Origin of the sequence: Tunturiibacter empetritectus, from assembly GCF_013410875.1 — a bacterium.
In the GTDB taxonomy this organism is placed as follows: Bacteria; Acidobacteriota; Terriglobia; order Terriglobales; family Acidobacteriaceae; genus Edaphobacter; species Edaphobacter empetritectus.
Genome location: NZ_JACCCU010000002.1, coordinates 668315 through 684257 on the forward strand (window position 1 = coordinate 668315; position 15943 = coordinate 684257).

The window sequence follows — 15943 nt, forward strand, 5'->3', positions numbered from 1 at the left end:
CTCTACGCCGGCTTACGACAGGCCAGCTAAGGCTTCACCGCCGCAGCCTTCTGACGTTCAGCCGCCGCCTCTGCGGTCTTACCCTTCCTGTCGAGAGCCGCCGCAAGACCAAGATGAGCCTCAGCGTAGTTCGCGTCATAGCTCAATGCATCTTGAAACTGTGTAACCGAGCCCTCCACGTCGTTGTTTTTCAACGCAGAGTTTCCAGCGTTGGTAGCAACCTCCGCGCGCTGACGATTCATGTTGCTCCGCATCAGCTCTGCTGCTTTTCTGCGCTCCGTTGCAGCCTCACCCGGCTGGTTTTGTTTGACGAGCACACCCGCGAGCGTCAAATGCGGATCGGGCTGCCCCGGAAGTTGCCGGATTGCCTCTCGCAGTGCCGACGTGGCTTCGGGTAGTTTATTCAACTTGTCGTAGACGCTTCCCAGCGTCGCCCATCCATCTCCGTTCTCAGGACGAAGTTTCAACGAGATATTCATCTCACGCGCTGCATCCTCATACCGCCCGGTCTGCATGTAGAGCACACCCAGAAGATAAGGAGCCTCGGCCGCCGACGGATCAAGCCTCTGCGCGGTCTCCAGCTCAGGAATAGCGCCCGCCGCATCGTCCTGCATCTTCAGCGCAAGACCCAGGTTGTAGTGCAGCTGAGGGGCGTCAGGAGCCAGCTTCAACGCCTGGTGCAGTTCCACCACCGCATCGCCAAACTGGCTCAACTGCACATAAGCGGCCGCAAGGTCTTGATGCGCCGTCCCACTCTCAGGTGCAATTGCAATCGAGCGCTCAAGAATCGGCACCGCCTCTTTCGCCTGTTGCACCTGGCATAGCGCCATCCCAAGGTTCGTCATCGCCTCTGCGTTGTCCGGCTCTGCGGCGACTACATTCTTCAGCAGCACAATCGCATCCTGCGCTCTGTTCGACCGCTGTAACGCGAGAGCCAACTGATACGAAGCCGCAGTGGTGCCCGGCGCGAGTTCCAGAGCATGTTGGAACGCCAGAATCGCCTCTGTGTCCTTTCCATCTGCCGCCAGCGCCTTGCCATACTCAAACGCAATCATCGCATCCTGCGGAGCCAGTTGTGCTGCCTGCATCAACTCAGAGATCCCATCCTTTTCATCTAGGGCCTGCATCGCCAGCCCAAGATGCAAATGCGCGACCGCAAGATTGGGATTACGTTCAACGGCTGTTACAAACTCCTCTCGTGCGTGAGGCCAATCTTTTTGCCGCGCATACAACGAACCCAGCTCATCGTGAAGCTCAGCGTTCTGTGAGTCTGCGGCAAGCGCAGCTTTCATCTTTGTCACAGCAAGCCCAACCTGACGATTTGCCGCAAGCGCACGCGCATATCCGGCGAGGACGTAAGGCGGCAGCGTGCGCCTCTCGAGCCGCGCCTCTGCTTCGCATTTGGAAAATAATGGAATCGCCCTCGCCGGCAAACCGATCTGTTCATACGCCATCGCAAGATTCATCTGTGCAGTATTGTCTGTGCTCTTTATCGCCAGCGCTCTTTCAAGCTCATCAATGCCTTCCTTCACAAGCCCCCGGCTTACCAAAACTGCCCCGAGCGCACTGTGCCCCTGCTCGGCCTGCGGGGCGAGTCTAACTACCTGCTCAAAGTCAGCCTGTGCGGCGTTCAAATCTCTTTGAGCCAACGCAGCCTGACCTGCCCTGTACGCCGCATCCGCCTTCTTCAACGCAGCCGAAGGCTCTTGCGAAAGAGCGGCGTTCGACAGCGCCATCCATGCAATCAATATCGCCTTCACCGCAACAAACTCATTCTGAGGAAACCTACCCATACGATCTATCTCTTCACATCTTCCTCAATGAAACGCCAAATCTCTTCCCCGCTTGCACTTATTGTCCTGCGCGCTCCCTACAGAAGACTGCATCGCTCGCCAGCATACGTGCCGGACGAAAGAAACTTGCGAAGTGTCGGATCATCGGGATCAAACCGAGTCAGTCCTGTCAGTATTTGTAACGCTTTCTTCTTGTTACCAACCCTGCACTCGATGAACGCCAGATTCAACCCAGCCGTCAGTTGACTGGGGTCCGCATCGATCGCTCGTTGCAGCAGACTAACCGCATCAGCCGTGTGCCCCGAGACCGCGTCCAGAATCGCAAGATTCCCCAGCGCCGTAGCATCGTAGGGAGCTTCCTTCAAGGAAGCCGCGTACTCTCTGCGAGCATCGTTGTTGTCCGCAGACATCTGCTCAATCAGTCCAAGCTTCGTATGCAACTCGACATCACTCGATCCCTCTCTCTCTGCCTTCAGCAGCAGCCGCAAAGCTTTCTCCGCATCCTTTTGGTTTCCGCTCGCGGCCAGCTGCGCATACGCCAATCCCATCTCCCGATCGCCGGCCGATACCCTTCCCACCGGCACCAAATCGTCCGCCTCAGCAGTATCCAGAAGTCGCGCAATCGGCGTTGTTGAGTGCGGGTGACGCTGAATATCGTGATCAGTCACCTGTTCATGAGAGATGTCTGCGGCCTCGCGCGTAGGCATATGACATACCGCGCAATCCCTCTGCTCGGGATGGTGTGCCGTCGCCATCTTCACGCCCGTATGACAGGTAAGACACTTCTCGCGAAAGTAGTTAACTCGTTCCTCCGCGCTTGGGGAGCGATGTGGATCGTGGCAGGTCGTACAGGTCAACTTGTCTCCACTAGCGGCCTTACAGGCACTCCGCAAAAGCGCTTCATACTGGCTACTTGCCCGTCTGCCACCAGTCTTTGCATCTGCCCTGACGGAATAAACCACATAGTCGGCAAGATCATCCCCTACTCGAAAATCCGCAAGCGATTTTCTCGCCCGGTAGATAGCCACATTTCCCTCAAGATGACACTGAAGACAAGCGCTATCCCTTCTGGCGGTATCCAGCTTTGCGGGATTCACAATAGGCCCGCGCCCCTGCTCCTCCAGATGCTTCGCTGCCTCCCCATGACAGGCAGAGCATCCGATCCCACCCTGCAGGAACGGTGCCCCCTCATAGCGATTGCGCGCCCCAGGCAATGCTATCTGCACCGAGGAAGCATGACAATGGAGACAATTCGAATCAACCGGCAAAGCCGCAGGCATAGTTTTCGCAGAGCCATAGTTGGGAGCCATGTCCCACAACTGTCTCTTGCCGTAGAAGTTGATGGGAATCTCAAACCACTCCCCTTCCACCTCATAAAGATAAGTACGGCCACGATGTCCTGACCCTATGAAGTAGAGCAGCTCTTTCTCTCCATCCAGAACGGATCGCTCCTTCGATATCTCCGGCGCATCATCGCGGTCATAAGACATCCAGGCTCTGCCGTCCCGGGAAAACACCTTGTAGCGAACTCCGGAAGCAGTATGTAGGAAGCCGCCTTGCAGCAAACCCTCCATGGCAGTCCCGCTAGCTCGCGCCATTGGAGTTCGTTCATATTTTTCGTAGATCTCCCGGTGACACCCCGCGCATATCGCATCGGGATTTGCCGAAGTTACAGCCCCATCAGCCTTCGCCTGATCAGTGCCGGAAGCGCGAACCCCTGTCTTAGAAAACCCAAAAAAAAGAACCAACAGAACGACCACAGCCGTTACCACGAAACGACTGAGGCCTCGCGCCGACCTATGCCAGGCTACTTGCTTCTGCAACGATCCGCCATCGCGCCGAGAAGACCTGTCTTGCGATGTGATCCGCATTGGCTTCTTCCGCGACAAGCATGCCCCTTATCTTCAATGAAGCGTTTCCAGTTTGGGTTCGTTCGCTGCCTGTATCTTGTGCGAGATCTCGGTCTCTCGACTTGCGTCCCCTGTCCTGCCCAGCGATCGATACGCCTGTCCCAACAGACTATGCGTAATGTAGTTGCTCGAGTCCATCTTTTCGGCACGTTCCAAATACATCAACGCGCTGGCAGGATCCTGTCGCTTCAGTAAAACCTTACCAAGCAGAATATAAGGCCCCGTCGAATTCGGCTCCAACAACAGCGCGCGCTGCAACGATTGCTGAGCCTTCGTATAGTCCCCCGACCGGCTATACGCGTCCCCCAGCCTATCGTAGATGCTCCCATCCAGCGGATTACGGCTCCGTTCTTTCTCAAACTCCGCGATCGCCGTATCCAGATGCTCTCCGGCGAGCGCGACTTCGCCGAGCAGTAAATGGGCCAGCGGCAACTGCGGGTCTAACTCCAGCGCCCTCGCAGCAAACTGCTGCGCCACTGGCAGGCCATCTCGCCGTAGCAGCATTCGCGCAGCCAGAAGATAGGCCGCTGCCGAATCAGCAGCAAAGCCATACTGTGTCGCGAATGCCGCACGCGCCTTGTCATACTGATTGGTGTCGATATAACAGAGTGCGAGCACATAGTTAGGATCGATTTTGGTCTGCGTTGTCCAGCTGGACGTGGACTCGAGCAGAGGAATCGCGTCCGCAGGCCGCCCCATGCGAAACAGCGTCAGGCCTCGTAACTGCGCCGACTCTTCATCATGGGGGTCCTGCTTTAGCGCACTCGTAAGCGCAACATCGGCATCCGTAAAATCATTCAGCGAATACAGTGCCAACCCCCGCACCCGATAGACCCCTGCTTGCACCGGCTTTTCTGCAGCCAGCACATCCAACTTCTTCAAAGCATCCTCAGTACGCCCCCGATCGATCATCGCCCGCAACTGCACCAAGTTGAGCGAAGCATCGCCAGAAGCAGCTCCTGGAGCGGACACCCTTGTCTCAGGCGTCGGTTCTGTTGGCAAAGTTGGCGTCGAACTTTGCGCAAACCCAAATGGCAGCGACAGCACCGCAGAAAAAGTGAAGCAACGAAATAGAACCACTTTGAGCAGGTGACACATAAAAGATCTGGACCGAGTGTAACTCAAAATAAAAGAGAGGAGCCGAAGCTCCCCTCTTCGCACAATTCGTTCGGCTAGAAGGTGACTCTCGCCGTAAACGAAAGTTGGCGCGGACTAGATGCCCCAACAGGCCCTATACCGTTGCCTCCGATACCATTTGTGATGGCAGCGTTACTATCGATAGCGAGACTATTAGAGTTGCCATTCGGGGTACCTGAGCTGATGTAGTTGAAGACGTTGAACGCATCCATTCTGAACATCGCCGAGATGCTTTCCTTGATCGGGAAGGTCTTTTGGACTGCCAGGTCGGTGTTGAAGAAATGCGGACCGAAGTTGCTGTTCCGGCCCGTGTTTCCTATCTGATCCAGGCCCGGGCAAGTAAAGCCACCCGAACCAGCTCCCGATGCGGGACACAAGGCCGGAAGAGCAGTGAAGTACGGCCTGGAGTGGCTGACCGGGTTGAAGCTACCCTGTTTGGGATGGAAATTTCCTGGGTTACCGTTCGGATAGCATGGTGCCGCAGTGGGGTGACCACTGTTGTCACCGATCCCGCTTCCGCCAACCGAAGACGCGCAGTTAGCCATCGAAAGGCTATACGGTAAACCACTCGAAATATTGAGTACCGGACTTAGCTGCCATCCGCCGATAATCTCATCCACAATTCGGTTCGAGTTAGGAAGCAACAGCTTGTTTCGACCCACGGGTAGCTCATAGAGACCGTAAACAACCAGTTGTTGCTCACGAATCGAATCGTCGCGCCCATAGGCAGCCTGTTTCAACCAGGTAGCATAACTGTTGTTGTAGTTGAACCCACGCTGCCAGGCATAGTTCGCTGTGAATGAAAGCCCATGAGATATCTGCTTAGCTACAGTCACCTGCAATGCATTGAAGTGAGTATTCTGGTTGTCTCCATAGTAGGAGATGGGCTGATTCCATCCGCAAGCGCCTGGAGCGAGACCTTCACCCGTGGGCTGCGAATAGTTCGGATCCTTACAAGCCGCAACACTGCCGCCATAGTAGCGTTTTAGGAAATTCTGTGAAGATACTGCTCCGGTCGCGGAATTGATGACATTAGCCGCCGTGCAGTTAGGACCGAGAGGCCAGCAGTTGCCGCCGGCCGGATCGTAGTGCAGCGGAGTTCCCGTCACGCTGTCTGCCGCCGGTAGAAAGATCCCTGGCTCATTTGGATTTGTGTTGTTTCCATCACCTGCACTTAAGGTATTAGTTCCTTTATTGCCCACATAAGCCATTGTCAAAGACAAGGTCGGCGTAATGGACTGCTGGACACTTAGATTCCAGGCATCAAGTGTTGGAAGCTTCAGAGGGTTAGGACGAGCTTTCGTGTTGACGGCGTAGCCAGGATTCGGCAGCAGACCATTGGAAGGAACTGTAACTGTTTGATTTGCTACAGGCCCGGTTGTGAGATCAAACGGCTGGACATAACTGGCAGCGTTCGAACCCGCTGCCGTAATCTGTTGATTCGCAAGAACAGGGAGGTTCTGGGTTACGACGTGACCGAAGATTGAGCCGAATACGCCTAAATCAAAGCTTCTGCCATAGCCGGCGCGTACGACAGTCTTATCGGTCGCTTGGTACGCCACACCCACACGTGGATTCCAGGCGTTCTTCGCTGCGCCCCAGCCCATGTTAGTTGGAACGCCCCCAACACCCGCTACGTGTAGGTAGCCGGTCGTCAGATCTAGAAGAGAGCCGTTGCCGGTTCCGTTGACATCCTCAGGGAAGTAGAGCTCGTAACGAACGCCCAAATTGAGCGTCAGCTTGGAGGTCGTGCGCCAGGTGTCCTGCAGATAAAAGAACGTACGCTTCTGGAATTCCTTCGCGTTGGTCGAGGTGCTGACGTATCGATTGAAGGTATTTACATCCCCTTTTACGAAGGAGGCGAAGCCAAGGCCCGGAGTCGTACCATCAGAGGGCGCAGTTGCATTTCCATTGAAATTGAATAGTCCGGTGCGGTCATTGTCGCTCGGCACCCGAAGGTTTCGTGCATAGCGAAGATCAACTCCAACCTTTACGGCATGATTGCGAATTGTCTTAGTCCAGTTATTAACAATTTGATACTGGTCCTCTTTTTCAATCAGGGGGCAGTTGCAGCGATTGATGTTAAGACCGGCTCCCCACTCTGTCTGAGTATTGCCGGTAAACGTATTGATCTGAAAGCCCGGTAGACCGCTGGTAATAGGGTCCGCCGTATTGAGACCGCCGAATCCGAGATCAGAGGCCGCCGTCGTTCCAGCGTCGAACTTCGAATCGATGATGTTATAGCGGTAGTAGCCCAGTCTGAAGTCTGTGACGAGTGTTGAATTCACAGCAATGTCCATACCCGACGCCACGCTGTCGTTTGCGCCTGTGGAGTTTCCACCATATCCACCAAGGCCAAAGCCTGGGCCTCCAGCCGCTCCAAGAAGCAAGGTTCCAGTCAGCGTATCTGTAAACCGGCTGAAGCGAACGAAAGCGTGCGCCTTCTGTGTAATCTGTCCATCCAATCGCACGTCCCACTGATTGCTGTTAAAGATACCTGTTCCACCTTGGACATAGGTGTCAAGCAAACCACTGGCCCCAATCTTGTTTGGAGCGTACTGTGCGATGGCCTTGATGTAATTCAAGGCCGGAGCAGAAAGGTCACTTTGTGGTACGACATTCCCCGGATACTGCACCGAGGCGCCGTCGACGTTGTGATACACCGGGTAATTCAGGCCTAACCCAGGGTTAACAAATTCGCTGAAATTGCAACCATTTCCACTTAGACACGAGGAGGTAACCAGGGAAGTAGGGACGATGGTCGAAGAGGTGGTTCCTACTCTTTGACGCGCACCTTGGTAGTCGCCAAAGAAGAAGAACTTATCCTTCCAAATCGGACCACCAATCGATCCCCCAAACAAATTCTTCAGACCTGGAGCAATGGCGCTGCCGGCGTTGCCGCCCTCGGCAGGGAACTGTGTATAGGGATCCTTCGCAAGGTTTGCAGTGCTGGTGCGATAGTCAAAAGCAGAACCATGGAATTTATTTGAACCGGACTTCGTCTGCGCAGTCACCACCGACGAGACAGCCTTACCAAACTCTGCATCGAAGTTCTGCGTCGTTATTTTGGTCTCGGAAAGTGAATCAAGATTCGGATTCACCACGATGATTCCAAGAATTGGATCCTGGTTATCGGTACCATCGAGCATGAAAGCAACGCCACCGAAGGCCTGTCCATCGACTTGAATCTGGGCGCTCCCCTGTGGGTTTTCATCTGGAGCATGGCTCCAGCCAAGCAACTGCGCACCCGGAAGAAGAAGCTGAAGGTTTGTAAAGTTCCGGCCACCAACCGGCAGATCGCCAATTTCTTTCGAGCCGAAGATTGTAGAAACATCCGCGCGGTCAGTCTTCAACTGCGGAACCTGATCTGCATCGACTTCCACAGTCTGATCCGAACCTCCGACCGTCATGGCCGCTACTACCTTGGTCGACGTATCGGCAAAGAGCTGAATACCCTTCTGTTCAAATCCCTTGAAACCCTGCGCGGTCACGTTCACGTCGTAGAGGTCTGGAATCAAGTGTTCAATAGTGAATTCGCCACTCCCGTTGGAGGTTGCCGTGACAGTTGTGCCCTTGGCCTCGTCGGTCACCGTCACAGTCGCCCCTGGGACCGCTGCGCCCGTGGTATCCGTCACCGAGCCGAAGATCGATCCGTAAACTGCCTGGCCATATGCCACCGGCGAAGACGCCAGAGCACACACGGCAAATACCAACCCCACTGTTGCGCGCATCACAAATCTCATTGCAAACCTCCAAAAGTGCTTCACGTTGCTAACTGTTGGCAATCATCTTTGAGTGCTGCCGAACATCACTTCAGAATTCAAACGGCATCAATCTTGCACGACGTAGTCAGGGCAAATGTCGCCCTTTCAAACCCGAAGTTCCTGACCTTTTGAATCGAACCGAAAAATACTCGCGGCCTCGAGACAATGTCAACGACCTAGAGCTGTTAATAATTTGCAAGTTGTTGACAGGACAAATCTTTATGAAAAGTATGAAGAAGATTCAAGAAATTGGTCCTACCTTTAGCTCGGTAATCTTACTGTAGTTTTGTTTTATAAGACCGATAAATTGCTGATAGATATACGTTTAGCGTAATTTTTCACAAACCCAGCAATGTCGCAGGTGCAGTAAAATCTCAATCAAAAGGTTGACCACATTCAAAGTAACGAATTGAGTTCCAAACTCGTCGGAAGACAAGTTTGTCTATACATTAGCGACAGACCTCAAACCAATCCGTCGGGGTTGACGACATGAAGAAGAAGCCGGTCCACCGAATCGACACCTCGCCGTCGCCAGCCGTCGAATCGCAACCCAGGTCACGCAACAAAAAAGACTCTTCTGCTACGCCAAAGTATCGCCAGGTCTTTGAGGATCTTCACTCCGCCATCAAAGCCGGAACCCTTCGTCGCGGAGAACGTCTTCCCAGCGAAGCCGAACTCGGAGAGCGCTACAACACCTCACGCATCACGGTGGCTAAAGCCGTTCATGAACTACAGCTGCAGGGCCTGGTATCGCGACGACCAGGCGCAGGCACCCACGTTCTCGCACCTCTTGCCTCGGCCGATCATGTCTTCGGGCTTCTCATTCCCGATCTCGGCCGAACCGAAATCTTCGAGCCCATCTGCAACGGCATGATGCGGTCGCCTCTCTCACGGCCGCACTCCCTCTTGTGGGGGCACTCCATGGGCGAGTTCGCCCAGCAGCAGAAGGAGGCCGAGCAGCTCTGCCATAAGTACATCGCGCAAAGAGTCTCAGGCGTCTTCTTTGCGCCGCTCGAGTTCACTCCCGAAAAAGACATCGTCAACCGCCGCATCGCCTCTGCCTTCGATCGTGCAGGAATCCCCGTGGTGCTGCTGGACAGGTGCTACGCTCCGTATCCCCGCCGCTCAAAGTATGACCTCGTGGGCATCGACAATCGCAGCGCAGGCTTTCTCATTACGCAACATCTGCTTCAGCACGGAGCCAAACGCATCGCCTTCGTCGCCAGGCGCCTCTCGGCCTCGACGGTTCACGGACGAATCGCCGGCTATCGAGAGGCTCTGCTCGCGCGAGGAGGCAACCAGCAACAGGACCTCGTTCGCCTCGGCGATCCGGAAGATCCGAAGTTTCTCCAGACCATACTCAAAGACTGCCATCCGGATGCCATCGTCTGCGCCAACGACATCACTGCGGCCCGCATCATGCAAGGTCTTACTGCTCGCGGAATACGCGTCCCGGAGGAGATCCGCATCGTCGGAATTGATGACGTGAAATACGCGAGCCTCCTCCCTGTGCCGCTCACGACGCAGCATCAGAACTGTGCCGACATCGGCGCCATGGCCATTGCTACCATGCTGCAGCGACTCGAAAAACCCGACCTCCCCACCCGCGACATTCTTTTACAGACAAAAACAGTCCTGCGCAGCTCGTGTGGAACCCATCCCCTCCCGACTCACAAACTCACCTAATCAAAATGCCATATCCTTAGGTCGCAGCCTGCATCCCGAATGCTATAGTGTTGCGAACTCCCCGGAGGCCTGTTTTGACGATTAAGTTACGCCGTTCCAACACATCTACTTCAAGCTGGCTGCGTGTGCTCGCAATCCTTGCCGCCAGCGCGCTCTGGACCTACGGCAGCCACGCGCTCAGTCAGACACCGCAGCCCTCATCCGTCGCCGCCGCGACACATAATGACGGTCCCTGGTGGAAGCACGCCGTCTTCTATGAGATCTATCCCCGCAGCTTTCAGGACTCCACCGGCGACGGCATCGGCGATCTCAACGGCATCACTCAGCGCCTCGACTACCTCAAAAGCCTCGGCATCGACGCCATCTGGATCGCGCCCATGTATCCTTCGCCCCAGGTCGACTTCGGCTATGACATCTCTGACTACCAGTCCGTAGACCCGCAGTACGGCACCGTCGCCGATATGGACCACCTCATCGCCGAGGGCAAACAGCGAAACATTCGCGTCATCCTCGACATGGTCCTCAACCACACCTCAGACAAACACCAGTGGTTCATCGACTCCGCGAGTTCTCGCTCCAACCCCAAGCATGACTGGTACGTCTGGAACGACGGCGTTCCCGCCAACGGCCCCAACGTCACTGCCTATCAAAAGCGCTTCGAGCACGAAGGCCGCGTCCCGCCCAACAACTGGGTCTCCGGCTTCGGCGGCTCGGCATGGGAGTGGGTCCCGGCCGTCCATCAGTTCTACTACCACAAGTTCTACAAGCAGCAGCCCGACCTCAACTGGCGCAATCCCGCCGTCGAGAAGGCCTGCTTCGACGCCATGCGCTTCTGGCTCGACCGCGGCGTAGCCGGCTTCCGCCTCGACGCCATCCCAACTCTCTTCGAAGACCCCAAACTCCGCAACGAACCCGAGGCTGGAGGCATCAACGCCCAGGGCGATCCCAACCTCAAAGACATCTACACCAGCAATCTCCCTGACGTTCACGATGTCATGCGCCGCATGCGCACCATGGTAGAAAAATATCCCGGCAACCGCGTCCTCATCGGCGAAACCTATCTTCCCGATACCGCCGCGCTCAACGAGTGGTACGGTGGCGCAAAGCACGATGAGCTGCAACTCCCCATGGACATGCTCCTCGGCTTCCACGGCGACCACGACAAGCTCGATGCCGCAAGCTTTCGCACCTTCCTTAACGATGCCGAGACCAAGCTCAATGGCTCGCAACCCCTCTTCGTCTTTGACAACCATGACAACGTCCGCTCCTGGGATCGCTACAGCGACAGTGAGCACAATCAGGCCATCGCTAGAATCCTCGCAGCCGTCCTCCTCACCTCCCGCTCCGCCGCGCTCATGTACTACGGCGAAGAGCTCGGCATGGTCACCTCGACACCCAAGCGCAAAGAAGATGTGAAGGATCCCATCGGCGTCACAGGTTGGCCAAAGGAAAAAGGCCGCGACGGCGAGCGCACACCCATGCAATGGGACGACTCCAAGAACGCCGGGTTCAGCGAATCATCAACCACATGGCTTCCCGTCCCATCCAACTCCGCAACCATCAACGTGAAGGCGGAAGAGATCGAACCCGACTCGCTCCTCAACTGGTACAAGCAGCTCATCGCAATGCGCAAAAGCGATCCCACACTTCGCGACGGAAAACAGGTCATACTCGATGAGTCGAATCCATCTGTTCTCTCGTACCTTCGCGAAGGCGTCGCCGGCCATCCTTCAGTCGTCGTAGCGCTCAACTTCACCGCTCAACCCCAGACCATCTCGCTCGATCTCGGCAAAGCGAGCGGCTCCGGCAAGGCGGTGACCACGGTCCTTACCAATGCACCCGGTCTCAAACAAAACACCAGCCTGCAGAACATCACGCTACCGCCGTACGCGTCGTGGATTGGACAGATTGGCCAGATCGGCTCCAGCAAATAGCTACAGCTACGCCTAAAGGGGTCGCTCGTGAACAAAACGCCGTTACGCACTTCAGGCATTGCAAACTCCCTCCTCTGTGCAGCCCTCGCGCTCGGTAGTCTCTTACCGGGCGCGTTTGCTCAAACTGCAACTCAGGCCCCCCCCGCAGCCGACCAGAAGAACACCACCGCCGACCCCTGGTGGAAGCACGGCGTCATCTACGAGATCTACCCCCGAAGCTTTCAGGACACCGACGGCGACGGCATTGGCGACATCAAAGGCATCACCTCCCGTCTCGACTACATCAAGCAGCTCGGCATCGACGCCATCTGGATCAGCCCCATGTATCCGTCGCCGCAGATCGACTTCGGCTACGACATCGCCGACTACACAGCCATCGATCCCCAGTACGGCACCATGGCCGACTTCGAGCACATGACCGCGGAAGCCAAACGCCGCAACATCCGCGTCATCATGGACTACGTTCCCAATCACACCTCTGACCAGAGCGCCTGGTTCAAGGAATCACGCTCCTCCCGCACCAATCCCAAACGCGACTGGTACATCTGGCGCGACCCCAAGGGCTTCACCGCCGACGGCAAACCAACCCCCCCGAACAACTGGCAGAGCTGGTTCGGCCACTCTGCATGGGAGTACGACGCCACCACGAAGCAGTTCTACTACCACCACTTCTACGTCCAGCAGCCCGACCTCAACTGGCGCAACCCCGAAGTTATCAAGGCCATGATGGACGTCCTCCGCTTCTGGATGGACAAAGGCGTCAACGGCTTCCGCATCGATGCCGTCTCCCGCCTCTTCGAAGATCCCAACCTCCACGACGACCCCATCCTTCCGGGTACCAACGCCTTCGGCGACCCCAACATCGTTCACAAATACACGGACAACCTCCCCGAAGTTCATGACATGCTCCGCGAGATGCGCAAGGTCGTCGACCAATACCCCGGCAATCCTGTCCTCATCAGCGAAGCGGACGAACCCAACATCTTCGAGCTCTCCAAGATGTACGGCGCCAACAACGACGAGGTCCAGCTCCCCATGGACTTCCAGGTAGCCGACGTCAACGAGCTCTCCGCGCCAAAGTTCCGCGAGCTCCTCAAAGAGGTAGAGAACAACCCCGCTCACGGCCAGCCTTACTTCTTCTTCGGCAACCACGATCAGGACCGCATCTGGGACCGCTACAGCATCGGCGTCACCGATCCCGCCATGAAGGCCCGCATCGCACGCATGATGGCAACTCTGCTCCTCACCTCACGAGGAACCCCGCAGATGTACTACGGCGACGAGATCGGCATGGTCACCACAACTCCCACTCGCGTGGAAGACGTAAGAGACCCCGAAGGCATCACCGGCTGGCCCAAACAAAAAGGCCGCGACGGCGAACGCACTCCCATGCAGTGGAACGACTCGAAGAATGCAGGCTTCAGCACCGCCAACACCACTTGGCTCCCCGTCGCGCCCGACTACAAGACCGTCAACGTCGCCGTCGAGTCACCCGACCACGAGTCCATGCTCAACTGGTACAAACGTCTCATCGAGCTACGCCGCACCAACCCAGCCCTCTACGCAGGCAGCATGACCGTCCTCAATCCCAACGAAGAGGTCCTCTCCTACCTGCGCCAAGGGCCACCCGGCAAACCCTCTGTCCTCGTAGCGCTCAACTTCTCCGGCAAACCCCAAACTCTGAAATACGACTATGCCGCGTTAGGCCTCACCAAAGGCGCAACCGCCACCCTCGAAACCAACGACCCCGTCATCAATCACGCCCCACTCACTAAGCCCGTCACCCTCGCACCGTACGCCACCTGGATCGCAGAGGTCCAGTAAACACTGGCCGATCATCTCACGATTCCTTAATCGCAAAGTACAGATACCTCAGTAGGCGCTTTTCGCCCGTTAGGGTATGTACGCAGGAAAGGAACCGCTGCAGCCCCTCGAAGTTGATATCGCCTTCCGCTGCGACCAGTTCCTCTTTCCTTTTCTCCCGTGCATCATGCCACTGTTTCGCCACCCGAGATGCACTCTCGGTTGTGTCGGTTACGCGGATCCGGCGAAACCCTGCTCGCTCGAGGAGTCGTTCATTCTCTCCGGGCGGACTGTACACATAAAAACCAATCGAGCTGCGCGTGGCGATCTCTTCGTTGGAAAGCAATCCGCCAACTATCAGAGCGTCGCTGAACAGCATCCGTCCGCCGGGCTTCAGTATGCGAAACATCTCAGCCAGCACCTCGGGACGTCCTGGAAGATGGCACAAAACGTCATTCGAGAACACAGCGTCAAAGCTGTCGTCGTCAAAAGGCAGATTTTTCGAAGCGTCACACTGCTCAAAACGGGCCATTGAACCAAGGCCTCTTGCCAGCGCAAGTTGGTTCGCATTGCGAACTCCCAATGGATTGATATCTAACCCGACGAGACGGCAGCCCACCTTTTCCGCAAGGTGCAACGCATAGCCACCCGAACCGAACCCCACTTCCAGCACAAACGAATCGGGTCTCAGGTCCAGCAGTTGGGGGATTTCGTTGGATTCTTCCGTTGTAACCCAGCTTGTTTGCCCAAAATCCTCGCCGTAGGTCTCGATGCGCACATGTCGGTACGTATCCGACACATAATTTCCATATGCACTGTCATAGAGATCCACTTTCTGTGACACGTTAGAGATCCTCCTCAGCCTGTTTCTATTGGTGGATGAATTGGCTAACAGACTAGCAACCTACTTTGGAATTTTCAAAAAGACGTAAAGTCAAACGAGCCTGATTATGTACAAGCTGAGCTTGCTTCTGCTGGCCTATACGCTGAATGCTGCGCTGGTAGACTTCTCGCACAAAACTGGAGGCGTTTCACGATGCCGTCGAAAGATACGTCTGTCGTTATCAGATCTGCCACAGCCGAAGATGCCGCAACCTGTGGGCAGATTGATTATGACGCCTTTACTGCCATCAGCTCTGCTCATGGTTTTCCACCCGACTTCCCCCGACCTGAGATGGCGATACGTGCCATCTCCTCGATGTTTTCAGACCCCAACTGTTACTGCGTTGTGGCGGAGATCGACGGCCAGATCGTCGGCAGCAACGTCCTTGACGAGCGCTCCATCATCCGCGGCGTCGGACCCATTACGATCGACCCCGCGGTACAGAACAGGGGTGTCGGCCGTCTGCTGATGCAGGCCGTGATGAATCGCGCCCATGATCGCGGAGCCGCCGGAGTACGGTTGGTCCAGGCGGCCTTTCACAATCGCTCCCTCTCCCTCTATACCTCCTGCGGCTTCGACGTCCGTGAGCCGCTCTGCTGCCTGCAGGGACAGACTCGCGAGCGCAGCGTTCCCGGATGCCAGGTGCGGCCCGCTACTCCGACCGACGAAGATGCCTGCAACTCGCTCTCTCGCCGCGTTCATGGCTTCGATCGCGCCGTCGACCTGCAACAGGCCATCTCGCGAGGCACAGCCCTGGTCGTCGAACGAGAAGGGCGCGTTACCGGATACACAACCCATCTCGCCTTCTTTGGCCACTCATCATCGGAGACAAATCCGGATATGCAGGCGTTGATCGCTTCCGCAGACTCCTTTGCCGGTCCTGGAATCCTCGTCCCCTCTCGCAATAGCGCATTGTTGCGGTGGTGCCTGCAGAATGGTCTGCGAGTGGTTCAGCCCATGACGCTGATGAGCGTCGGGCTGTATAACGATCCCGCCGGCTCCTGGCTGCCGTCCATACTGTTCTAGTCTCCGC

Annotated in this window: 9 protein-coding genes; 4 read left to right on the forward strand and 5 right to left on the reverse strand. The window is 56.2% G+C overall.

Annotation, left to right across the window (positions count from 1 at the left end):
* Nucleotides 1-26: 26 nt before the first annotated feature.
* The 4 genes from HDF08_RS15035 to HDF08_RS15050 all read right to left on the reverse strand — a co-directional run bounded on the left by HDF08_RS15035 (nucleotide 27) and on the right by HDF08_RS15050 (nucleotide 8583).
* On the reverse strand, nucleotides 27-1793 hold the full coding sequence (locus tag HDF08_RS15035; protein WP_179639434.1) for a tetratricopeptide repeat protein: 1767 nt from the start codon (nucleotides 1791-1793) through the stop codon (nucleotides 27-29).
* A gap of 77 nt (nucleotides 1794-1870) precedes the next feature.
* The gene (locus HDF08_RS15040; protein ID WP_179639435.1) at nucleotides 1871-3391 is read right to left on the reverse strand and encodes a tetratricopeptide repeat protein; all 1521 of its coding nucleotides are present in this window, start codon (nucleotides 3389-3391) and stop codon (nucleotides 1871-1873) included.
* A gap of 306 nt (nucleotides 3392-3697) precedes the next feature.
* On the reverse strand, nucleotides 3698-4675 hold the full coding sequence (locus tag HDF08_RS15045; RefSeq protein ID WP_353069622.1) for a tetratricopeptide repeat protein: 978 nt from the start codon (nucleotides 4673-4675) through the stop codon (nucleotides 3698-3700).
* Between the two features lie 200 nt (nucleotides 4676-4875).
* Nucleotides 4876-8583 (reverse strand): TonB-dependent receptor, encoded by a 3708-nt coding sequence (locus HDF08_RS15050; protein ID WP_179639437.1) that lies wholly within the window; start codon nucleotides 8581-8583, stop codon nucleotides 4876-4878.
* 510 nt (nucleotides 8584-9093) lie between these two features.
* Here HDF08_RS15050 and HDF08_RS15055 point away from each other — a divergent pair.
* The 3 genes from HDF08_RS15055 to HDF08_RS15065 all read left to right on the forward strand — a co-directional run bounded on the left by HDF08_RS15055 (nucleotide 9094) and on the right by HDF08_RS15065 (nucleotide 14048).
* Nucleotides 9094-10290 carry a GntR family transcriptional regulator gene (locus HDF08_RS15055; protein WP_179639438.1) on the forward strand — a complete coding sequence of 399 codons (1197 nt, stop codon included), beginning with the start codon at nucleotides 9094-9096 and terminating at the stop codon, nucleotides 10288-10290.
* Nucleotides 10291-10364: 74 nt separating this feature from the next.
* Entirely contained in the window at nucleotides 10365-12224 is a 1860-nt protein-coding gene (locus HDF08_RS15060) for a glycoside hydrolase family 13 protein (protein ID WP_257031161.1), read from the forward strand.
* A gap of 27 nt (nucleotides 12225-12251) precedes the next feature.
* Nucleotides 12252-14048 carry a glycoside hydrolase family 13 protein gene (locus tag HDF08_RS15065; RefSeq protein ID WP_353069627.1) on the forward strand — a complete coding sequence of 599 codons (1797 nt, stop codon included), beginning with the start codon at nucleotides 12252-12254 and terminating at the stop codon, nucleotides 14046-14048.
* Nucleotides 14049-14064: 16 nt separating this feature from the next.
* Here HDF08_RS15065 and HDF08_RS15070 read toward each other — a convergent pair whose 3' ends face one another.
* Nucleotides 14065-14871, reverse strand: a complete 807-nt coding sequence (locus HDF08_RS15070) for a class I SAM-dependent methyltransferase (RefSeq protein ID WP_179639439.1) — start codon at nucleotides 14869-14871, stop codon at nucleotides 14065-14067.
* Nucleotides 14872-15063: 192 nt separating this feature from the next.
* On the opposite strand from HDF08_RS15070, the gene HDF08_RS15075 reads away from it, so the two are divergent.
* Nucleotides 15064-15936, forward strand: coding sequence for a GNAT family N-acetyltransferase (locus tag HDF08_RS15075; protein WP_179639440.1), 873 nt, complete (start codon nucleotides 15064-15066; stop codon nucleotides 15934-15936).
* The last annotated feature ends 7 nt before the right edge of the window (nucleotides 15937-15943 follow it).